Origin of the sequence: Erwinia artemisiae, assembly GCF_051400835.1 — a bacterium.
Taxonomy (GTDB): Bacteria; Pseudomonadota; Gammaproteobacteria; order Enterobacterales; family Enterobacteriaceae; genus Erwinia; species Erwinia aeris.
Genome location: NZ_JBLFFM010000004.1, coordinates 133867 through 153403 on the forward strand (window position 1 = coordinate 133867; position 19537 = coordinate 153403).

At 58.3% G+C, this 19537-nt stretch carries 18 protein-coding genes; 14 read left to right on the forward strand and 4 right to left on the reverse strand.

The annotated features are described in order from the left end of the window. The first annotated feature begins 207 nt into the window (after positions 1–207). The 8 genes from nuoG (at position 208) to nuoN (ending at position 10356) form a co-directional block, all read left to right on the forward strand. Positions 208–2934, forward strand: a complete 2727-nt coding sequence (gene nuoG / locus ACMGEE_RS11265; protein ID WP_436830044.1) for an NADH-quinone oxidoreductase subunit NuoG — start codon at positions 208–210, stop codon at positions 2932–2934. Then, a complete protein-coding gene (gene nuoH, locus ACMGEE_RS11270; RefSeq protein WP_253459787.1) occupies positions 2931–3908 on the forward strand; it encodes an NADH-quinone oxidoreductase subunit NuoH in 978 nt (325 codons plus the stop codon). Before nuoG ends, nuoH begins: the two co-directional genes overlap by 4 nt. Before the next feature lie 12 nt (positions 3909–3920). Continuing rightward, positions 3921–4463 carry an NADH-quinone oxidoreductase subunit NuoI gene (nuoI, locus tag ACMGEE_RS11275; RefSeq protein WP_253459790.1) on the forward strand — a complete coding sequence of 181 codons (543 nt, stop codon included), beginning with the start codon at positions 3921–3923 and terminating at the stop codon, positions 4461–4463. A 10-nt stretch (positions 4464–4473) separates the two neighbouring features. Continuing rightward, a complete protein-coding gene (gene nuoJ, locus ACMGEE_RS11280; protein ID WP_125288247.1) occupies positions 4474–5019 on the forward strand; it encodes an NADH-quinone oxidoreductase subunit J in 546 nt (181 codons plus the stop codon). Further along, a complete protein-coding gene (gene nuoK / locus ACMGEE_RS11285; protein WP_034894855.1) occupies positions 5016–5318 on the forward strand; it encodes an NADH-quinone oxidoreductase subunit NuoK in 303 nt (100 codons plus the stop codon). The genes nuoJ and nuoK overlap by 4 nt, the downstream gene beginning before the upstream one ends. Further along, positions 5315–7153: an NADH-quinone oxidoreductase subunit L gene (nuoL, locus tag ACMGEE_RS11290; RefSeq protein ID WP_253459793.1), complete on the forward strand. Its 1839-nt coding sequence runs from the start codon at positions 5315–5317 to the stop codon at positions 7151–7153. The genes nuoK and nuoL overlap by 4 nt, the downstream gene beginning before the upstream one ends. Before the next feature lie 218 nt (positions 7154–7371). Continuing rightward, positions 7372–8892 (forward strand): NADH-quinone oxidoreductase subunit M, encoded by a 1521-nt coding sequence (gene nuoM, locus ACMGEE_RS11295; protein WP_253459796.1) that lies wholly within the window; start codon positions 7372–7374, stop codon positions 8890–8892. A gap of 6 nt (positions 8893–8898) precedes the next feature. After that, positions 8899–10356: an NADH-quinone oxidoreductase subunit NuoN gene (gene nuoN / locus ACMGEE_RS11300; RefSeq protein ID WP_436830045.1), complete on the forward strand. Its 1458-nt coding sequence runs from the start codon at positions 8899–8901 to the stop codon at positions 10354–10356. A 73-nt stretch (positions 10357–10429) separates the two neighbouring features. On the opposite strand, the gene ACMGEE_RS11305 is transcribed toward nuoN, so the two are convergent. Beyond that, a complete protein-coding gene (locus ACMGEE_RS11305) occupies positions 10430–11029 on the reverse strand; it encodes a pentapeptide repeat-containing protein (protein ID WP_370734319.1) in 600 nt (199 codons plus the stop codon). An 83-nt stretch (positions 11030–11112) separates the two neighbouring features. Here ACMGEE_RS11305 and ACMGEE_RS11310 point away from each other — a divergent pair, with 83 nt between their 5' ends. After that, positions 11113–11577, forward strand: coding sequence for a GNAT family N-acetyltransferase (locus ACMGEE_RS11310; RefSeq protein WP_253459804.1), 465 nt, complete (start codon positions 11113–11115; stop codon positions 11575–11577). Between the two features lie 106 nt (positions 11578–11683). On the opposite strand, the gene ACMGEE_RS11315 is transcribed toward ACMGEE_RS11310, so the two are convergent. The 3 genes from ACMGEE_RS11315 to ACMGEE_RS11325 all read right to left on the reverse strand — a co-directional run bounded on the left by ACMGEE_RS11315 (position 11684) and on the right by ACMGEE_RS11325 (position 14440). Next, positions 11684–12049: a hypothetical protein gene (locus ACMGEE_RS11315; RefSeq protein WP_125288240.1), complete on the reverse strand. Its 366-nt coding sequence runs from the start codon at positions 12047–12049 to the stop codon at positions 11684–11686. Next, on the reverse strand, positions 12046–12345 hold the full coding sequence (locus tag ACMGEE_RS11320) for a hypothetical protein (RefSeq protein ID WP_125288239.1): 300 nt from the start codon (positions 12343–12345) through the stop codon (positions 12046–12048). The genes ACMGEE_RS11315 and ACMGEE_RS11320 overlap by 4 nt, the downstream gene beginning before the upstream one ends. Before the next feature lie 442 nt (positions 12346–12787). After that, the gene (locus tag ACMGEE_RS11325) at positions 12788–14440 is read right to left on the reverse strand and encodes a glucan biosynthesis protein D (RefSeq protein ID WP_125288238.1); all 1653 of its coding nucleotides are present in this window, start codon (positions 14438–14440) and stop codon (positions 12788–12790) included. Positions 14441–14709: 269 nt separating this feature from the next. Between ACMGEE_RS11325 and elaB the strand changes: the two genes are divergently transcribed. The 5 genes from elaB to menC all read left to right on the forward strand — a co-directional run bounded on the left by elaB (position 14710) and on the right by menC (position 19487). Continuing rightward, entirely contained in the window at positions 14710–15027 is a 318-nt protein-coding gene (gene elaB / locus ACMGEE_RS11330; protein WP_253459807.1) for a stress response protein ElaB, read from the forward strand. A gap of 172 nt (positions 15028–15199) precedes the next feature. Next, positions 15200–16840 (forward strand): 2-succinyl-5-enolpyruvyl-6-hydroxy-3-cyclohexene-1-carboxylic-acid synthase, encoded by a 1641-nt coding sequence (menD, locus tag ACMGEE_RS11335; protein ID WP_436830046.1) that lies wholly within the window; start codon positions 15200–15202, stop codon positions 16838–16840. After that, a complete protein-coding gene (gene menH / locus ACMGEE_RS11340) occupies positions 16837–17601 on the forward strand; it encodes a 2-succinyl-6-hydroxy-2,4-cyclohexadiene-1-carboxylate synthase (RefSeq protein WP_436830047.1) in 765 nt (254 codons plus the stop codon). Before menD ends, menH begins: the two co-directional genes overlap by 4 nt. Positions 17602–17610: 9 nt before the next feature. Continuing rightward, positions 17611–18465 (forward strand): 1,4-dihydroxy-2-naphthoyl-CoA synthase, encoded by an 855-nt coding sequence (gene menB / locus ACMGEE_RS11345; RefSeq protein WP_436830048.1) that lies wholly within the window; start codon positions 17611–17613, stop codon positions 18463–18465. Continuing rightward, positions 18465–19487 (forward strand): o-succinylbenzoate synthase, encoded by a 1023-nt coding sequence (gene menC, locus ACMGEE_RS11350; protein WP_369896406.1) that lies wholly within the window; start codon positions 18465–18467, stop codon positions 19485–19487. Before menB ends, menC begins: the two co-directional genes overlap by 1 nt. The last annotated feature ends 50 nt before the right edge of the window (positions 19488–19537 follow it).

The following is a 19537-nucleotide window of genomic DNA, read 5'->3' on the forward strand; positions in this document are numbered from 1 at the left end:
AATACCGTGCAAACAAAGAAATGCGCGAAATAACCAAATTAATTGGCGTTGTAGCCAGGCAGCAAGAGAACGCATCCCCGGCAGCTTACTTCAGTAAGTGACCGGGGTAAGAGAACGCCGCTAACACCGCTACAACGTCAGGTAAGACGGTTATTTAAAGAATTGTGTTTAACGCTCGGTTTCGAGCCTTACTTGAGCAATTTCACTATGGCTACAATTCATGTAGACGGTAAAGAATACGACGTCGACGGCGCGGACAACCTGCTACAGGCTTGCCTCTCGCTCGGCCTTGATATTCCTTATTTTTGCTGGCATCCGGCGCTCGGTAGCGTCGGTGCCTGCCGCCAGTGCGCGGTAAAGCAATTCCAGAATGCCGAAGATACCCGTGGTCGCCTGGTGATGTCCTGTATGACGCCAGCCTCCGACGGCACCTTTATTTCTATTGATGACTGCGAAGCGAAAGAGTTTCGGGAAAGCGTGGTGGAGTGGCTGATGACCAACCACCCGCACGACTGTCCGGTCTGTGAAGAGGGCGGTAACTGCCATCTCCAGGATATGACGGTGATGACCGGCCACAGCTTCCGCCGCTACCGCTTTACCAAACGCACCCACCGCAATCAGGATCTCGGCCCGTTCATCTCGCACGAAATGAACCGTTGTATCGCCTGCTATCGCTGCGTGCGCTACTACAAAGATTACGCGGACGGCAAAGACCTGGGCGTGTATGGCGCGCATGACAACGTCTACTTCGGTCGCCCGGAAGACGGTGTGCTGGAGAGCGAGTTCTCCGGCAACCTGGTGGAAATCTGCCCTACCGGCGTATTTACCGATAAAACGCACTCCGAGCGTTATAACCGTAAATGGGATATGCAGTACGCGCCAAGCATCTGCCAGCAGTGCAGCGTCGGCTGCAACACCAGCCCCGGCGAGCGTTACGGCGAACTGCGTCGTATTGAGAACCGCTATAACGGCACCGTAAACCAATACTTCCTGTGCGACCGTGGCCGCTTCGGCTATGGCTACGTCAACCTGAAGGATCGTCCGCGCCAGCCGATGCAGCGTCGCGGCGACGACTGGATCGCGCTCAACGCCGAGCAGGCGATGCAGGGCGCGGCGGACGTGCTGCGCCAGGCGAAAAAAGTGATTGGTATCGGTTCGCCACGCGCCAGCGTTGAAAGCAACTTCGCGCTGCGTGAGCTGGTCGGTGCCGAGAACTTCTCCACCGGTATTCCGGCTGGCGAGCAGGCGCGTCTGGAACTGATGCTGAAAGTACTGCGCGAAGGCGGTATCCATACGCCAGCGCTGCGCGAAATCGAAAGCTACGATGCCGTGCTGGTGCTGGGCGAAGATCTGACCCAGGTCGGCGCACGCATCGCGCTCTCCGTGCGCCAGGCCGTTAAGGGCAAAGCGCGCGAAATGGCGGCGGCGCAGAAAGTGGCCGACTGGCAGATTGCGGCGATTATGAACATCGGCCAACACGCCAAACATCCGCTGTTTGTCACCAACGTAGACGAAACCCGTCTGGACGACATCGCCGCCTGGAGCTATCGCGCACCGGTGGAAGATCAGGCGCGTCTGGGCTTCGCTATTGCTAACGCGCTGGATGAAACGGCGCCGGCGGTAGACGGTCTCGATCGTGAACTGAGCGGTAAGATCGACGTAGTGGTACAGGCGCTGGCCGGCGCGAAGAAACCGCTGATTATTTCCGGCGTGCACGCGGGCAGCGAGGCGATGATCCAGGCGGCGGCTAACGTTGCCAGAGCGCTGAAAGGACGCGGCGCGGACGTGGGTATCACTTTGCTATCCGGCGCAGCCAATAGCGTGGGCCTGGGCATGATCGGCGGCAAGCCGCTGGATGCAGCGCTCGACGAGCTTTCAAGTGGTTCTGCCGATGCCGTTATCATTATGGAAAACGATCTCTTTCGCCATGCGCCAAAAGCCCGTGTCGATGCGGCGTTGACCAACACGCCGAACGTGATCGTTATCGATCATCAACGCACGGCGACCACCGAGAAAGCGGGTCTGATCCTTTCCACCGCCAGCTTTGCAGAAAGCGACGGCACCGTGGTCAATCAGGAAGGCCGCGCGCAGCGCTTCTTCCAGGTTTACGATCCGTCCTACTACGATGACAAAATCCAGATGCTGGAAAGCTGGCGCTGGCTGCACTCGCTGGCCAGCACCATCAGCAGCCGCGAAGTGGACTGGACGCAGCTCGATCACGTGATCGATGCCTGCGTGGCGGCACTGCCGCAGCTGGCCGGGATCAAGGCCGCCGCGCCGGACGCCAGCTTCCGTATTCGCGGTCAGAAACTGGCCCGCTCGCCGATCCGCGCCAGCGGCCGTACCGCGGCTCGCGCCAATATCAGCGTGCACGAACCGCGTCAGCCGCAGGATAAAGACACCATGTTCGCCTTCTCTATGGAAGGGAACAACCAGCCGAATGCGCCTCGTTCGCAGATCCCGTTTGCCTGGGCGCCAGGCTGGAACTCTCCGCAGGCGTGGAATAAGTTTCAGGACGAAGTGGGCGGCAAACTGCGCTTCGGCGATCCGGGCGTGCGCCTGTTCGAACCGGGCGAAGGCCAGCTGGAATGGTTCACCGCCGTGCCGGAAGCCTTCGCGGGCAAAGAGAACGGCTGGCGCGTCGCGCCTTACTTCCATCTGTTCGGCAGCGAAGAGATGACCCAGCGTTCACCGGTATTCCAGCAGCGTATGCCGCTGCCTTACGTGATGGTTAACCCGCAAGACGCGGCGAAACTGGGCGTCAACGCAGGCGCTACGGTCGCCTTCCGCTGCGCGGGCGAAACGCTGCGTCTGCCGGTTCGCTTCTCGACCGCCTTGCAGGCAGGGCAGGTGGGTTTACCGTTGGGCTTGCCGGGCGTACCGCCGTTCCTGCTGGGGGCAAGTATTGAGGATCTGCAGGAGGCAACACAATGAGCTGGCTGACACCGGAAGTTACAGATGTACTGATTGCCGTCGGCAAAGCGCTGGTGATCCTGTTTGTGGTGGTAGGCTGCGGCGCCTTTATGAGCTTTGGCGAACGTCGCCTGCTGGGCCTGTTCCAGAACCGCTACGGGCCAAACCGCGTCGGCTGGGGCGGTTCGCTCCAGCTGGTGGCGGACATGATCAAAATGTTCTTTAAAGAGGACTGGACGCCGCCGTTTACCGACCGCGTGATTTTTACGCTGGCGCCGATGATCGCGTTCACCTCGCTGCTGCTGGCAATGGCCATTGTGCCGGTCACCTCGACCTGGATGGGCGCGGATCTGAATATCGGTCTGCTGTTTTTCCTGATGATGGCCGGTCTGGCCGTGTACGCGGTGTTGTTTGCGGGCTGGTCGAGTAATAACAAATACTCGCTGCTGGGCGCGATGCGCGCCTCGGCGCAGACGCTGAGCTACGAAGTGTTCCTCGGCCTGTCGCTGATGGGCGTGGTGGCGCAGGCCGGTTCCTTCAATATGGTGGATATCGTCAACAGCCAGCAGCACCTGTGGAACATCATTCCGCAGTTCTTTGGCTTCCTGACCTTTGCCATTGCGGGCGTCGCGGTCTGTCACCGTCATCCTTTTGACCAGCCGGAAGCAGAGCAGGAGCTGGCCGACGGTTACCACATCGAATACGCCGGTATGAAGTTCGGCCTGTTCTTTGTCGGTGAATACGTCGGTATCGTAACCGTCTCTTCCCTGATTGTGACGCTGTTCTTCGGCGGCTGGAACGGTCCGTGGCTGCCGCCCGTTTTCTGGTTCGCGATTAAAACAGCTTTCTTCATGATGATGTTTATTCTGATCCGTGCTGCGCTGCCGCGTCCGCGCTACGACCAGGTGATGTCGTTCGGCTGGAAAGTATGTCTGCCGTTGACGCTGTTGAACCTGCTGGCGACTGCCGCAGTGATTCTGTACAACGCGCAGTAAGAGGTTATTACCATGAAAATAAAAGATATTCTGGTAGGGTTCGGCACCACGGTACGCAGTATCGTCCTGATCGGATCGAATGCTTTTGCCAAGCGTGAAACGCAGATGTACCCGGAGGAGCCGGTCTATTTGCCGCCTCGCTACCGTGGCCGCATCGTGCTGACCCGCGATCCCGACGGCCAGGAGCGCTGCGTGGCCTGTAACCTGTGCGCGGTAGCCTGTCCGGTAGGCTGTATTTCGCTGCAAAAGGCAGAAACGCTGGACGGCCGTTGGTATCCGGAGTTTTTCCGCATCAACTTCTCGCGCTGCATTTTCTGCGGCCTGTGTGAAGAAGCCTGTCCGACCACCGCTATCCAGCTTACCCCTGATTTCGAGCTGGGCGAGTTTAAGCGGCAGGATCTGGTTTATGAAAAAGAGAACCTGCTGATCTCCGGGCCGGGCAAATATCCGGAATATAACTTCTACCGGATGGCGGGCATGGCGATCGAAGGCAAAGACAAAGGTGAAGCGGAAAGCGAAGCCAAACCCATCGACGTCAAGGGTTTGTTACCTTAAGGAGCCAGGCATGGAATTTGCGTTTTATCTTTGCGGACTGGTGGCCGTGCTGACGACGTTGCGCGTTATCACCCACACCAACCCGGTCCACGCGCTGTTATATCTGATTATTTCACTGCTTTCGGTGGCGGGCGTGTTTTTCTCGCTGGGCGCTTATTTCGCCGGGGCGCTGGAAATTATCGTTTATGCGGGCGCTATCATGGTGCTGTTCGTGTTTGTGGTGATGATGCTAAACCTGGGCGACAGCGTGCAGGCGCAGGAGCGCGAGTGGCTGAAGCCGGGCGTCTGGTTCGGCCCCGGTCTGCTGTCGCTGCTGCTGCTGGTGGTGATGGTTTACGCCATCCTGACTATTAATGACCAGGGCATTGACGGCACGATGATCGATGCCAAAGCGGTCGGCATCAGCCTGTTCGGCCCTTACGTTCTGGCGGTGGAGCTGGCTTCCATGCTGCTGCTGGCCGGTCTGGTGGTGGCTTACCATATCGGTCGCGAACAGCGTCCGGGCGAGGTGTTAAGCAATCGCCCTGATGCGGTGAAGAAGGAGGAAAACGCATGATCCCTTTGCAACACGGGCTTATCCTGGCGGCCATCCTGTTTGTGCTTGGCCTGACCGGCGTGGTGATCCGCCGCAACCTGCTGTTTATGCTGATCAGCCTTGAGATCATGATCAACGCGGCGGCGCTGGCGTTTGTGGTCGCGGGCAGCTATTGGGGACAGGCGGACGGTCAGGTGATGTATATCCTGGCGATCAGCCTGGCCGCTGCCGAGGCAAGTATTGGCCTGGCGCTGCTGCTGCAGCTGCATCGTCGCAGCCAGAACCTCAATATTGATAAAGTGAGCGAGATGCGCGGATGAATCTTCTCTATTTAACTATTTTATTCCCGCTGATCGGTTTCGTGCTGCTGGCATTTTCGCGCGGCCGCTGGTCAGAAAATCTGGCCGCTACGGTAGGGATGGGCTCCGTAGGGCTGGCCGCGCTGGTCACGCTCTATGCCGGACTGGATTTCTTTGCGCAGGGCCAGGCTGTTTTTAATCAGGCGCTGTGGACCTGGATGCACGTTGGCAACTTTGATATCAAAGTCAACCTGACGCTGGACGGCCTGTCGCTGACCATGCTGTCGGTGGTCACGGGCGTTGGCTTCTTTATCCATATGTTCGCCTCCTGGTATATGCGCGGCGAAGAGGGCTACTCGCGCTTTTTCGCCTATACCAACCTGTTTATCGCCAGCATGGTGGTATTGGTGCTGGCCGATAACCTGATGCTGATGTATCTGGGCTGGGAAGGCGTGGGGCTTTGCTCTTACCTGCTGATCGGTTTCTACTATACCAACCCGAACAACGGCGCGGCGGCGATGAAAGCTTTTATCATCACGCGCGTCGGCGACGTCTTCCTGGCGTTTGCGCTGTTTATTCTCTACAACGAGCTGGGCACGCTGAACTTCCGTGAGATGGTCGAGCTGGCGCCTGCGCACTTTGCGGCGGATAACCCTATGCTGCAATGGGCGACGCTGATGCTGCTTGGCGGCGCGGTAGGTAAATCGGCACAGCTGCCGCTGCAAACCTGGCTGGCGGATGCGATGGCAGGCCCGACGCCGGTCTCTGCGCTGATCCACGCCGCGACCATGGTAACGGCGGGCGTTTATCTGATTGCCCGCAGCCACGGTCTGTTTCTGATGACGCCGGAAGTGCTGCACCTGGTGGGGATTATTGGCGCGATTACGCTGGTGCTGGCGGGATTTGCCGCGCTGGTGCAAACCGATATCAAACGCGTGCTTGCCTACTCCACCATGAGCCAGATTGGCTACATGTTCCTGGCGCTTGGCGTGCAGGCGTGGGATGCGGCGATTTTCCATCTGATGACCCATGCGTTCTTTAAAGCGCTGCTGTTCCTCTCGTCCGGTTCGGTGATCCTGGCCTGCCACCACGAGCAGAACATTTTCAAAATGGGCGGCCTGCGCAAAAGCATCCCGCTGGTTTATGCCTGCTTCCTGGTAGGCGGCGCGGCGCTGTCGGCGCTGCCGCTGATCACCGCTGGCTTCTTCAGTAAGGACGAGATCCTGGCGGGTGCGCTGGCGAACGGTCATATTAATCTGATGGTGGCCGGTCTGGTCGGGGCCTTTATGACCTCGCTCTACACCTTCCGCATGATTTTTATTACCTTCCACGGCGAAGAGAAAATTCACGCGCACGCAGGCAAAGGCATTACGCACCATCTGCCGCTGATTGTGCTGCTGATCCTCTCCACCTTTATTGGTGCGCTGATTGTTCCTCCGCTGCGCGGCGTGCTGCCGGAAACCACCGAGCTGGCGCACGGCAGCGTGCTGACGCTGGAAATCACTTCTGGCGTAGTGGCGATTATCGGCATCCTGCTGGCGGCCTTTCTGTGGCTGGGCAAACGCTCGCTGGTTAACAGCATCGCTGGCAGCGCGGTTGGCCGATTCTTCACCACCTGGTGGTTCGCCGCCTGGGGCTTCGACTGGCTTTACGACAAAATTTTCGTCAAGCCTTATCTGTTCGTCGCCTGGGCCCTGTCACGCGATCCGCTGAATGCGCTGATGAATATCCCGGCCCTGTTCTCCCGCCTGGCTAACAAAGGGCTGGTGGTCAGCGAAAACGGCTATCTGCGCTGGTACGTCGCTTCGATGAGCGTCGGTGCGGTCGTGGTGCTCGCGCTGTTGATGGTGGTCTAAAAGTTTGTGAGCGGGGTGGGGCGGTTTGCTCCAACCCAATGAAAATATTTTGAAAATATTCCCCTGATAAATGGGCGTCATCGGCGACGGGAGTTTGGTTTTCGCCAGCGCGCAGCAACCGCAGCATACTTTAGTATGTGAGGATTGTGAGCACTGCCGGAAATCAAAATACCGAGCAAGATAGCCCAAACGGGGACAAAAGAAGGGAAAAAACCGCCATGTTATTACCCTGGCTTATACTCATCCCGTTCATCGGCGGCCTGCTTTGCTGGCAGTTTGAACGCTTCGGGAGCAAGGTGCCGCGTTGGATAGCGCTGATCTCGATGGGGCTGACGCTGGCGCTCTCGCTACAGCTCTGGCTGCAGGGCGGCTATTCGCTGACCCAGGCCGCCGGGCTGCCGCAGTGGCAATCCGAGTTTCTGGTTTCCTGGATACCGCGTTTCGGTATCAACGTGCATCTGGCGCTGGACGGCCTGTCGCTGCTGATGGTGGTGCTTACCGGCCTGCTGGGCGTGATGGCTATCCTCTGCTCCTGGAACGAAATTGAGAAATGGCAGGGCTTTTTCCACCTGAACCTGCTGTGGATCCTGGGCGGCGTTATCGGCGTGTTCCTGGCTATCGATCTGTTCCTGTTCTTCTTCTTCTGGGAAATGATGCTGGTGCCGATGTACTTCCTGATCGCGCTGTGGGGACACAAGGCGTCGGACGGGAAAACGCGTATCACCGCGGCCACCAAGTTCTTTATCTACACTCAGGCCAGCGGCCTGGTGATGCTGATTTCGATTCTGGCGCTGGTCTTCGTTAACTACAACGCCACGGGCGTCTGGACGTTTAACTACGAAGATCTGCTGAAAACGCCAATGAGCAACACCGTTGAGTATCTGCTGATGCTGGGCTTCTTTATCGCCTTCGCGGTGAAAATGCCGGTGGTGCCGCTGCACGGCTGGCTGCCGGATGCGCACAGTCAGGCCCCGACGGCCGGTTCCGTTGACCTGGCGGGCATTCTGCTGAAAACGGCGGCTTACGGTCTGCTGCGCTTTGCGCTGCCGCTGTTCCCGAACGCGTCCGCCGAGTTCGCGCCGATTGCGATGTGGCTGGGGATTATCGGGATTTTCTACGGTGCCTGGATGGCCTTCTCGCAGTACGACATCAAACGCCTGATCGCCTACACCTCTATTTCGCACATGGGCTTTGTGCTGATTGCTATCTATACCGGCAGCCAGCTCGCTTTCCAGGGCGCGGTGGTGCAGATGATTGCGCACGGTCTTTCCGCCGCAGCGCTGTTTATCCTGTGCGGCCAGCTTTATGAGCGTCTGCACACTCGCGATATGCGTCAGATGGGCGGGCTGTGGGCGCGCATCAAGTGGCTGCCAGGTCTGTCGCTGTTCTTTGCCGTAGCGAATCTGGGGATGCCGGGCACGGGTAATTTCGTTGGCGAATTTATGATCCTGACCGGCAGCTTCCAGTCGGTGCCGGTGATCATCGTCATTGCTACCTTTGGTCTGGTGTTCGCTTCCGTATACTCGCTGATTATGATGCAGCGGGCCTATTACGGCGCACCGAAGTCAGAAACGCCGCTGCGGGGGATGTCGCCGCGCGAGTTCCTGATGATTATGGTGCTGGTGGTTCTGCTGCTGCTGCTGGGCGTTTACCCACAGCCGATTCTGGACACCTCACATGCTGCAATGAGCAATATTCAGCAGTGGTTTACCGCTTCAATTTCAACTACAAGGCCGTAATTCGCCATGACAATAACTCCTCAACATTTGATCGCGCTGCTGCCCATGCTGATCGTCGGATTGACGGTGGTAGTCGTGATGCTCTCCATTGCGTGGCGGCGCAACCACTTCGTCAATGCCACGCTGGCGGTAGTAGGGCTGAACCTGGCGCTGTTCTCACTCTGGTTCGTGGGACACGCGGGCGCGATGGACGTGACGCCGCTGCTGCGCGTCGATGGCTATTCAATGCTCTATACCGGCCTGGTGATTTTAGCCAGCCTGGCAACCTGCACCTTCGCCTATCCGTGGCTGACCAACTACCCGGATAACCAGGAAGAGTTCTACCTGCTGGTGCTGATTGCAGCATTGGGCGGCGTGGTGCTGGCAAGCGCTAATCACCTGGCTTCGCTGTTTATCGGTATTGAGCTGATTTCCCTGCCGCTGTTCGGCCTGGTGGGCTACGCCTTCCAGCTGAAGCGCTCGCTGGAAGCCAGCATCAAATACACCATTATGTCCGCTGTGGCTTCCTCTTTTCTGCTGTTCGGTATGGCGCTGCTTTATGCCAACTCCGGCAACCTGGGCTTTATTGCGCTGGGCCGCAGCCTGAACGACGCAATGCTGCAACAGCCGCTGCTGCTGGCGGGGCTGGGCATGATGATTGTGGGCCTGGGCTTTAAGCTGTCGCTGGTGCCTTTCCACCTGTGGACGCCGGATGTCTACCAGGGCGCGCCTGCGCCGGTGTCGACCTTCCTGGCGACCGCCAGCAAAATCGCCATTTTCGGCGTGGTGATGCGCCTGTTCCTGTACGCGCCGGCCGCCGACAGCGAAGCGGTACGTCTGGTGCTGGCGATTATCGCGTTTGCCTCGATTCTGTTCGGCAACCTGATGGCGATTTCGCAGAGCAATATCAAACGTCTGCTGGGCTACTCTTCCATTGCGCATCTGGGCTATCTGCTGGTGGCGCTGATTGCTATCCAGACGCATCAGCTGTCGCTGGAAACGGTGGGCGTTTACCTGGCCGGTTATCTGTTCAGCAGCCTGGGCGCTTTCGGCGTGGTCAGCCTGATGTCCAGCCCGTATCGCGGCCCGGACGCGGACTCGCTGTATTCCTATCGCGGCCTGTTCTGGCACCGTCCGATCCTGTCGGCGGTGATGACGGTAATGATGCTGTCGCTGGCGGGTATCCCAATGACGCTGGGCTTTATCGGTAAATTTTACGTGATTGCCGTAGGCGTGGGCGCGCAGCTGTGGTGGCTGACTGGTGCGGTAGTGGTAGGCAGCGCAATCGGCCTTTACTACTATCTGCGCGTGACCGTTAGCCTGTATCTGAACCCACCGGAGCTGTTGCAGCGCGATACGCCAGCTAACTGGGCCTTTACCGCCGGCGGCGTGGTTGTACTGATCTCGGCGATTCTGGTGCTGGTGCTGGGTATTTATCCGCAGCCGCTGATCTCGCTGGTGCAGATGGCGCAGCCGCTGATGTAACTCAGCAGGCTGTTAAAAAATCCCGGCTCCTGACTGACAGGCCGGGATTTTTTTGTGCGCAACCGGGCAGGCTTCAGTCCACCAGGTTGACGCCCAGGCTTTCCAGCAGGCTTAACGCTTCCAGACGGGAAAACGTTGCGCCTGCCACCGAATTGTTCAGTACATTGATGGAGAAATCGCGCGAGTCGGTCAAATCCGCCGCCTGAAGATTGGTTCTGTTAAACAAGCTTCCGGCCAGATCGCAGTTCAGTATTTCGGCTTTGCTCAGATCGCACTCTCTGAAATCCACGTCATGCAATTGGCACTCCATCATTTTCACTTCTTGCAGCGTCAGGCCGAAAAAGGAGGCGTTGGACAACAGGCATTGCGTAAAACGCAGCTCGTGATCCAGATTAAAAGCGGGCCAGTAAGCGCGCGTCCAGTCTGTGCCGCTGAGTTTGCATTCGGTAAAGCTGACCTCGTTAAAACGCGAATCGGGCATTTCCATCACGCTGAGATTACACTGGTCGAAGCGGCAGTTAATAAATTTGCAGCGGATAAACCTGGCGGCGGTAAAGTTGCAGTGGCTGAAGTCGCATCCTTCAAAAATGACGCCTTCAAAACAGGCGGACGGCAGCGCCTGCCTGTCGAAGCAGGTATCGAAATACTCTTTATGATCGGTTATTTTTGTCATATAAAACCTTAGCCTGTGCGGAAGGGAATGGCAGTATCCCTCACCCGACAGTCACAAAATTGACGCACATCGGGAGAAAGAAAATGGAGATCCGCTGGCAGAATCTACATCATAGCGAGCTGAATGCAACTCAGCTGTACCAGATCCTGGCGTTACGCAATGCGGTGTTTATCGTCGAGCAGAACTGTCCTTATCAGGACGTGGACGGCGCGGATCTGGCCGGTGAGAACCGTCATTTACTGGGCATAGCGAATAACCAGCTGCTGGCCTATGCGCGCCTGCTTGCGCCAAAAAACGACGAGGAGCCGGTGAAGATTGGGCGAGTGATCGTCTCTGGCGAGGCGCGAGGCCTGAAGCTGGGCAACCGGCTGATGGAGCAGGCGATTGTTGACTGCGAGCGCCACTGGCCGCAGCACGACATCTTTTTATCCGCTCAGGCGCATCTGCAGGATTTTTACGGACAGTTTGGCTTTAAGCCGACGGGCGAGGTCTATCCGGAAGACGGCATCCCGCATGTGGATATGGAAAGGGCGCGGATACACAAATAAGTAAGAGAGCGGAAAGACGCCTTAACAATGGCTTCTTAACAGCACGTCGGCTGCTGACGTTTGCCAGCGGTGGCAAGCCCTGCGTTAGCAGGGCTATCCGGGCGGGTCACGCCACTTTTTTTGCTTTCTTGCCGGACTGTTTTTTCATCTCTTCAGAGTGAACCTGGCGTAAAATTCTTTTTTTCTCGCAGTCGGTAAATCTTGTCAGCACCTGCCTGATCAGCGGCTGATAGCCCAACCCCGCAAGCTCTGCAATCATTTTGAGATCTTCAATCAGCGACTTGTTAAGACGTATTGAGATGGGCTGTAGCTCAAGCGCCTCATTAATCTCTTTTTCAAACGCCGCAGCGCTTGCCTCGCTGGAAATTTTAACATGCGCTTCGCTACGCCCAAGCACGCCTTCTTCCCATGCGGCATCCGTTGAGGCGATGAGAGAGGCGTTTTGGTCTGGCTTGTTAACGTTGTTACTCATAGTTTTTCGTATCCATATTTGTTGTAGATGCGTATTTCGTCATCGTTAGGGGCGTAGGCCGTCCTGATAGCTACCCCTCTACCCGGATAAAAGATAAAAACCACTTTGAGTTTTATTCCATAATCCGTTTCAGCAATAAACCAACGCGTCGGAGGATCTGACTGATGATCCTCTCTGTTATCTTCAAGAAAATGCCCGTCCCTGTTGGAAAAGCACTGGATTATTTCATCTTCCGTTACGGGAGGCTTTTTTTCAGACAGTTTCAGCCTGATTTTCTGAGAAATCATCAGCTCCATGATGTTTCATCCTTCTTCCCTGATTTTTGTATATACAAGATAAGTCCACTTTATAGCCATTTCAAGTGGTTTTCTTATTTTAATACCAAATTTAAAGGATTTTTTGTATATACAATTTTCCATTGCGGATATTGGCGATCGGATTGATGACAGAGGCCAGCAAGCTCGATACGGAGTGGCTGGCTTAGAATTACTTAGCTCAACCGGGCGTGAGGCAGGGGCGTCAGGTTGGCTTGCGCTACCCGATGGGATAATGCTGTCCGATTTTTTCTACAGCAGGCAGCGCCGTTCTTCTCGCGCCAGGCATCGTAGCCTGATGTCGGCACAGGACTTTCTTTGTAGGTAACAGAAATTAGCCGGACGGCTTTTGCGAGTACCCCTGTGCCATTTGCCTGAATTGAACAGGGATAAAAAAGGCGAGGAGTTCCTCGCCTGTTAACGTTTAGCCCGCCGTCATCTGCCGGTCATCAACGTATTTACGCTTATCCGGCGCCGGTGGGAAATACTGATAGAGCCAGGTTTCGGTCAGCGTCTGGTCTTTGGTGCGCAGGAACAAACGCAGGTTAACCGGCTCGACGGAATCGCTGTTCGGATACCAGTCAAACAGAATGCGATAGCCGTCAATCGGCTCGACATACAGGATCTCGACCTGTTTAACGGTGCCCGAGGTGACCGTAATCACCGGTTCGATGCCTTTTGGCGCGGCCGCTTTCAGATCGCCGCCGACAAAATCCACCGCAAAACGGCGTGCCCAGACGTCCGGATAATGCTCGCCCGGCGCCCAGCCTTCAGGGAAGCCGCCCATACCGGTGCGGGTTGCCTTCACGCGCGACAGATCGCTGTGAACCGGCGGCAGGCCGCTCCAGTAAAGCTTGTAGCTGAAGCTGTGCGCGCTGCCGGCCTTGATGCTTTCTGTAGGACGCCAGAAGCACACGATATTATCCAGCGTTTCGCCCGTGGTCGGGATCTCCATCAGGTTAATTGCGCCTTTGCCCCACTTGCCGACCGGCTCCACCCACAGGCTCGGACGCTTGTTGTACCAGCCGATCACATCCTGATAATTCTCAAAGTCGTGATCCAGCTGCAACATGCCGAAGCCGCGCGGGTTCTCGTCCTGATAGGCGTTAAACGTCAGCCGCTGTGGATTATTCAGCGGGCGGCAAATCCACTCGCCGCTGCCGGTCCACATCGCCAGGCGATCGGAGTCGTGGATCTGCGGATGGATAGTGTCACACATGCGGCGCTCGTTGGTGCCGCAGCTGAACATGGTGGTCATTGGTGCAATGCCCAGCTGGTCGATATCTTTACGGGCATAAAGGTGGTTTTCCACCTCCATGACTACGCGTTTCTCTTCGCAGTGAATAATAAATTTAAACGCGCCGGTGCAGCTCTCGCCGTCCAGTAAGGTATAGACGGTGAAGGTGGTGTCATCGGCTTTTGGCGTTTCAAACCAGAAGGCGGTAAAGTCCGGAAACTCTTCTTTGCTGCCGAAGGTGTTGATAGCCACGCCGCGTGCGGAAAGACCATACTGATAAGTATCGTCAACCGCGCGGAAGTAGCTGGCGCCCAGAAAGGAGACGATATCACGGCTGGCCAGCTCCGGCTTTTTAAACGCGCGGAAACCGGCGAAGCCTAAATCGGTTTTGCCTTCCAGCTGTTTAGTATCGACTTTGGCGTCGTTGTAGTTAAACAGCTCGGGGCGGAAGTGAATTTCACGCGCCTGCCGATCGGCATCCACGGAGAACATGCGTAAACGGCGTTTAAACCCCATGCCGACGTGGAAAAACTGCACGTCAAGCTCGCGATCGGCGTTGCCGTTCCACAGCGAATGATTCGCATCGTACTGAATTTCGTTGTAGGCCTGCGGCGTCAGGGTGGCCAGCGTTTCGGGCAGGGGAGCGGGCGCGCCGCCGTAAGGTTTCTGCGCAAGGGTTGCGGCCATTTTTTGCAACACGTCAAAATCGAAACGCTTTGCCGAGCCGTCGGCGATATCGGTGTCGGCCCAGGCGGCCTGTGCAAACAACGTCGATAAACCGGACATCCCGCTTACCGTAGCGAAAGCCATTGACGCCTTCATAAACATTCTTCGATTCATGCCAGAGTCATATCCTTTGCTGAACGGAACTGTAAAAACTGCGCTAGATCTGTGGCTATAAGAGCCTGTTTTAGCTGAATTGTGAGCGGGTCACAGGGAGTTACGACAGCGTGTGGCGTCAGAAATTCATTCAGGCAAAATTTAGCAGATAAATCTGACAAAAGCAGGCATTTAACGGGAATCAATATCAGCCGATTCCTGGGCGGATAAACAAGCAAAGCGGCAAAAAGTGTCTATAGTTAAAGGTATTATTCGCACAAGGAGATGTTATGGCTAAGACAACTGACCCACAAGAACTCGACACCCGCCTGGATGACGATCTGGCTCTGCTGACCGAAACGCTGGAGGAAGTGCTGAAATCATCTGGCGATCCGGCCGATCAGAAATATGTTGAGCTGAAAGCCAAAGCGGAAAAATCGCTGAACGACGTTAAAGCACGCGTCAGCAACGCCTCAGATAACTACTACCATCGCGCTAAACAAGTTGCCAGCCGTGCTGATGAGTATGTTCATGAGAAGCCGTGGCAGGGCATCGGCGTAGGCGCTACGCTGGGCCTGGTGGTAGGACTGCTGCTGGCGCGTCGCTAAGCGATAACGCCGGGCGCTACGCCAGTAATAACGGGCACCTTCAGGGTGCCCGTTTTGTTTTTGCCGCCCAGGTTGCCAAAGTGAAAATAACACGTTAATCCTGCCCTAAATCAAAATCGGCCCACCTGGGCGCTCTTATACTGCCCGCTGCTTGTTTGATCTGGAGTGGGTGATGTCGCACAGTATCTTCAACCGCCGCTGGGCCGCCGTTATACTGGCAGCCCTTAGCCGTCATGGCGTGCAGCACATCTGTATTGCACCCGGTTCCCGATCCGCGCCGCTGACGCTGGAAGCCGCCGCGGGCAACCTGATCTGTCATACCCACTTTGACGAGCGCGGCCTCGGCTATCTGGCGCTGGGCCTGGCGAAAGCGACGCAGCGTCCGGTAGCGATAATCGTCACTTCAGGCACCGCCGTCGCCAATCTTGCGCCCGCCGTGATCGAAGCCAGCCTGACCGGCGAACGCCTTATCGTGCTCAGCGCCGATCGCCCGCCGGAACTCATCGGTTGCGGCGCCAATCAGGCCATCATCCAGCCCGGTATTTTCGCCAGCCACGTCGGCGGCGCGCTGGATCTTCCCCGACCCTCTGCAGATATTCCGTCTCGCTGGCTGGTTTCGGCCATTGATGCGCTGCTGCAACAGCATCCTACAGGCGCCGTACATATCAACGTGCCTTTTGCCGAACCTTTATACGGCGAAGCGTCCTCGGCGTTCCAGACCTGGCACGATGCGCTGGGCAAATGGTGGCTCGAAGACACGCCCTGGCTGAACATCCATGCGGAGCGGGCCACGCCTGTGCTCGACAGCTGGCCGCGCTGGCGGCAAAAGCGTGGGCTGATTATCGCGGGCAAAATCACGGCGCAGGAGGGCGTGGCGCTGGCTGAATGGGCAGAGACGCTGGGCTGGCCGCTGCTGGCGGATATACAGTCCCATACCGGCGCGCCGTTTCCCTGTAGCGAACTCTGGCTCCAGGAGGAACATGCGCGGCAGGCGCTCGATCGGGCGGAAATCCTTATTCAGTTTGGCGCCCGGCTTACCGGGAAAAGGCTGACCAGCTGGCTGGCGGCAGCGGATCCGGCGGCATACTGGCTCATCGATCCGCTGCCCGGCCATCTGGATCCCGCCCATCATCGCAGTCAGCGCATAGTGGCCGACATCGGCAAATGGCTTGTCGCGCATCAAGCCGTTTCGCAACCCGCATGGCTGCCTTCTCTACAGGCGCTGGCGCTGGAAACCCATGCAGCGCTCGCCGAAAGGCTACAGGATTTTGGTGAAGCGCAGCTGGCGCAGCGGCTGGCAGAGCTGCTGCCGGAGCAGGGCGCGCTGTTTCTGGGCAACAGCCTGACCATCAGGCTGGCCAACGCCTTTGCCCGACTGCCTGCTGGCTATCCCGTCTATGCCAGCCGCGGTGCCAGCGGCATTGATGGGCTACTTGCCACCGCGACCGGCGTACAGCGCGGCAGCGGCAAACCGTTGCTGGCGATAGTGGGCGATCTCTCGGCGCTGTATGACCTCAACAGCCTGGCGCTGACCGCCGGGCCGCTGGTGCTGATTGTGGTCAATAACGGCGGCGGACAGATTTTTTCCCTGCTGCCGACGCCTGAAAACGAGCGGGCGCGCTTTTTCACCCTGCCGCAGCAGGCGTGTTTCGCCAGCGCCGCCGCTATGTTCGGCCTGGATTACCGTCAGCCGGAAGACTGGCCATCGCTGCAGGCCGCTGTTGAAGCGGGCTGGCGCAGCACCACCGCCACGCTGATTGAGCTGAAGGTTGAGGCGGGCGCACCGTGGCTCGCCGGAGCATGGCGAAAATGATGCTGCACGCGCGCTGGCAGGGCGAACACCGCAGCGACAGGCCGACGCTGGTCTGGCTGCACGGCTTTTTGGGCAGCGGTCGGGAATGGCAGCCGGTGCAGGATTTTTTCCGCGACTGGCCGCAGCTGAGCATTGACCTACCCGGACACGGCGGCTCACGGGCGCAGCAGGTCAGCGGTTTTGAACAGCTTTCGGCGCGGCTGAACGCCACTTTGCGACAGCATCGCATTCAACGCTACTGGCTGATCGGCTATTCGCTCGGCGGCCGCGCGGCGCTGTATCACGCCTGCCGCTATGCAGATTCGTCGCTGGCTGGCGTGGTGGTGGAAGGCGCTCACTTCGGGCTGGCGTCGCCCCATGAGCGGGCGCAGCGGCTGGCTGACGATCGCCACTGGGCCAGCCTGTTCCGCCAGCAGCCGCTGGGCGACACGCTGCATAAGTGGTATCGCCAGCCGGTGTTTGCCGATCTGCGCGAACCGCAGCGGCAACAGCTGATCGCCCTGCGAGCCGATAACGATCCGCAGGCGCTGGCCGCTATGCTGCTCAATACCTCCCTCGCCCGCCAGCCGTATCTGCTGCCGGAAATCCAGCGCCTTCCTGTTTTCCACTATCTCTGCGGCGAGCACGACCTCAAATTTCAGCGTCTGGCCGCCGGGGCCGGGCTGCCGGTTACCACTATCCCGGCGGCGGGTCACAACGCCCATCGCGCCTGCCCACAGGCCTTTGCCGCCGCCCTGGCGCAAAAGCTCAACCCCGTTTAAGGAGAAATCATGATTTATCCCGATGAAGCGATGCTGTATGCGCCGACAGAGTGGCGGCCATGTGGCGACTACAGCGATATCCTCTATCACAAAACGTCGGACGGCATCGCCAGGATCGCCATCAACCGGCCCGAGGTGCGCAACGCTTTTCGGCCGCAAACCGTTAAGGAGATGCTGTATGCTCTGAGCGACGCGCGGCACGACGAGCAAATCGGCGTCATTATCCTTACCGGATCGGGCGATAAGGCTTTCTGCGCCGGCGGCGATCAAAAAATTCGCGGTGACTACGGCGGCTACCGCGACGAGGCAGGCGTACATCATCTTAACGTGCTGGATTTTCAGCGTCAGATCCGCACCTGTCCCAAGCCGGTAGTGGCGATGGTGGCAGGCTACGCGGTCGGCGGCGGGCACGTGTTGCATATGCTGTGCGATTTAACGATAGCGGCGGACAATGCGCAGTTTGGCCAGACCGGCCCCAAAGTCGGCTCTTTCGACGGCGGCTGGGGCGCGTCTTATATGGCGCGCATTGTTGGTCAGAAAAAGGCGCGTGAAATTTGGTTCCTGTGCCGGATGTACAACGCGCAGCAGGCGCTGGAAATGGGCCTGGTTAATACGGTCGTGCCGCTGGCTGAACTGGAAAAAGAGACGGTGCGCTGGTGTCGTGAGATGCTGCAAAACAGCCCGATGGCGCTGCGCTGCCTGAAGGCGGCGCTGAACGCCGACTGCGACGGCCAGGCAGGCTTGCAGGAGCTGGCGGGCAACGCGACCATGCTGTTCTACATGACGGAAGAGGGCCAGGAAGGGCGCAACGCTTTTAATCAGAAGCGGCAGCCGGATTTCAGCCGCTTTAAGCGAAATCCCTGATGCGCCGGGCGACGCTCTTTAATTACAACATACTAGTGACGGCGGGCGTGGTACTGCGCGATCGGCGGGTAGCATCGCGCCACGGGCTGCTGGTCAGGCTGGAAGAGGCGGGCCGGGAAGGCTGGGGCGAGATAGCGCCGCTGCCCGGCTTCAGTACGGAAACGGCGGCGCAGGCGCAGGCTGAAACGCTGCGTTGGCTGCAAGGCTGGCGATCGGGCGCGGAAACGGGACACGGCTTGCTGACGCCCGTGTCGCCATCGCTTTCGTCCTCAGCGCCATTACCAAAAGAGCACGGCCTGTCGCCTTCCGTGGCGTTTGGCCTCAGCTGCGCGCTGGCGGAACTGGCTGGCCTGCTGCCGTCAGCGGGCAACTATTCTGGCGCGATGCTGTGCACAGGCGATCCCGACGAGCTGATTGTTCAGCTTAACCAGCGGCCGCAGCCGGTAGCCAAGCTGAAAGTGGGCCTTTACGAAGCGGTGCGCGATGGCATAACCGCATCGCTGCTGCTGGAAGCGGTACCGACGCTGAGGCTGCGGCTGGATGCGAACCAGCAGTGGAGCCTGGAGAAAGCCAGGCAGTTCGCCCGTTTTGTGCCGGAGACTCTGCGCTCGCGTATCGCTTTTATCGAGGAGCCGTGCCGAACGCAGGAGGATTCACGTCTCTTTGCGCAGGAAACGGGCATCGCGCTGGCCTGGGATGAGAGCAGCCGAAGCCCAGGGTACGTCCCGACGGCGGAACCCCATTTGCGCGCTATCGTGATCAAGCCAACGCTTGTCGGCAGCCTGGCGACGGTTTGCGAAACTATCGCCCGAGCCAGCGAGGCCGGCCTGACGGCGGTGATTAGCTCGTCGGTGGAGTCGAGCCTGGGCCTGACGCAGCTGGCGCGGATAGCCAGCTGGCTGACGCCTGGCGTCGCGCCCGGTCTGGATACGCTTTCGCTAATGCAGCAGCAGCTGGTGCGCGCCTGGCCGGGGTCGCCGCTGCCGCTGACGGCTGCTGAAGACCTGGAGGAAGTATGCTGAGCGCTGACTGCTGGCCCTGGCTGTCGCTGACGGCTGCTGAAGACCTGGAG

What these genes read in the sequence shown, in the direction of transcription:
- nuoJ (WP_125288247.1), top strand. Translation starts at nt 4,474, where the DNA reads ATGGAATTTGCGTTTTATCTTTGCGGACTGGTGGCCGTGCTGACGACG.
- nuoI (WP_253459790.1), top strand. Translation starts at nt 3,921, where the DNA reads ATGAAAATAAAAGATATTCTGGTAGGGTTCGGCACCACGGTACGCAGT.
- elaB (WP_253459807.1), top strand. Translation starts at nt 14,710, where the DNA reads ATGGCTAAGACAACTGACCCACAAGAACTCGACACCCGCCTGGATGAC.
- nuoH (WP_253459787.1), top strand. Translation starts at nt 2,931, where the DNA reads ATGAGCTGGCTGACACCGGAAGTTACAGATGTACTGATTGCCGTCGGC.
- menH (WP_436830047.1), top strand. Translation starts at nt 16,837, where the DNA reads ATGATGCTGCACGCGCGCTGGCAGGGCGAACACCGCAGCGACAGGCCG.
- ACMGEE_RS11320 (WP_125288239.1), bottom strand. Translation starts at nt 12,345, where the DNA reads ATGGAGCTGATGATTTCTCAGAAAATCAGGCTGAAACTGTCTGAAAAA.
- ACMGEE_RS11305 (WP_370734319.1), bottom strand. Translation starts at nt 11,029, where the DNA reads ATGACAAAAATAACCGATCATAAAGAGTATTTCGATACCTGCTTCGAC.
- ACMGEE_RS11325 (WP_125288238.1), bottom strand. Translation starts at nt 14,440, where the DNA reads ATGAATCGAAGAATGTTTATGAAGGCGTCAATGGCTTTCGCTACGGTA.
- menB (WP_436830048.1), top strand. Translation starts at nt 17,611, where the DNA reads ATGATTTATCCCGATGAAGCGATGCTGTATGCGCCGACAGAGTGGCGG.
- nuoK (WP_034894855.1), top strand. Translation starts at nt 5,016, where the DNA reads ATGATCCCTTTGCAACACGGGCTTATCCTGGCGGCCATCCTGTTTGTG.
- menD (WP_436830046.1), top strand. Translation starts at nt 15,200, where the DNA reads ATGTCGCACAGTATCTTCAACCGCCGCTGGGCCGCCGTTATACTGGCA.
- ACMGEE_RS11310 (WP_253459804.1), top strand. Translation starts at nt 11,113, where the DNA reads ATGGAGATCCGCTGGCAGAATCTACATCATAGCGAGCTGAATGCAACT.
- nuoG (WP_436830044.1), top strand. Translation starts at nt 208, where the DNA reads ATGGCTACAATTCATGTAGACGGTAAAGAATACGACGTCGACGGCGCG.
- menC (WP_369896406.1), top strand. Translation starts at nt 18,465, where the DNA reads ATGCGCCGGGCGACGCTCTTTAATTACAACATACTAGTGACGGCGGGC.
- nuoN (WP_436830045.1), top strand. Translation starts at nt 8,899, where the DNA reads ATGACAATAACTCCTCAACATTTGATCGCGCTGCTGCCCATGCTGATC.
- ACMGEE_RS11315 (WP_125288240.1), bottom strand. Translation starts at nt 12,049, where the DNA reads ATGAGTAACAACGTTAACAAGCCAGACCAAAACGCCTCTCTCATCGCC.
- nuoL (WP_253459793.1), top strand. Translation starts at nt 5,315, where the DNA reads ATGAATCTTCTCTATTTAACTATTTTATTCCCGCTGATCGGTTTCGTG.
- nuoM (WP_253459796.1), top strand. Translation starts at nt 7,372, where the DNA reads ATGTTATTACCCTGGCTTATACTCATCCCGTTCATCGGCGGCCTGCTT.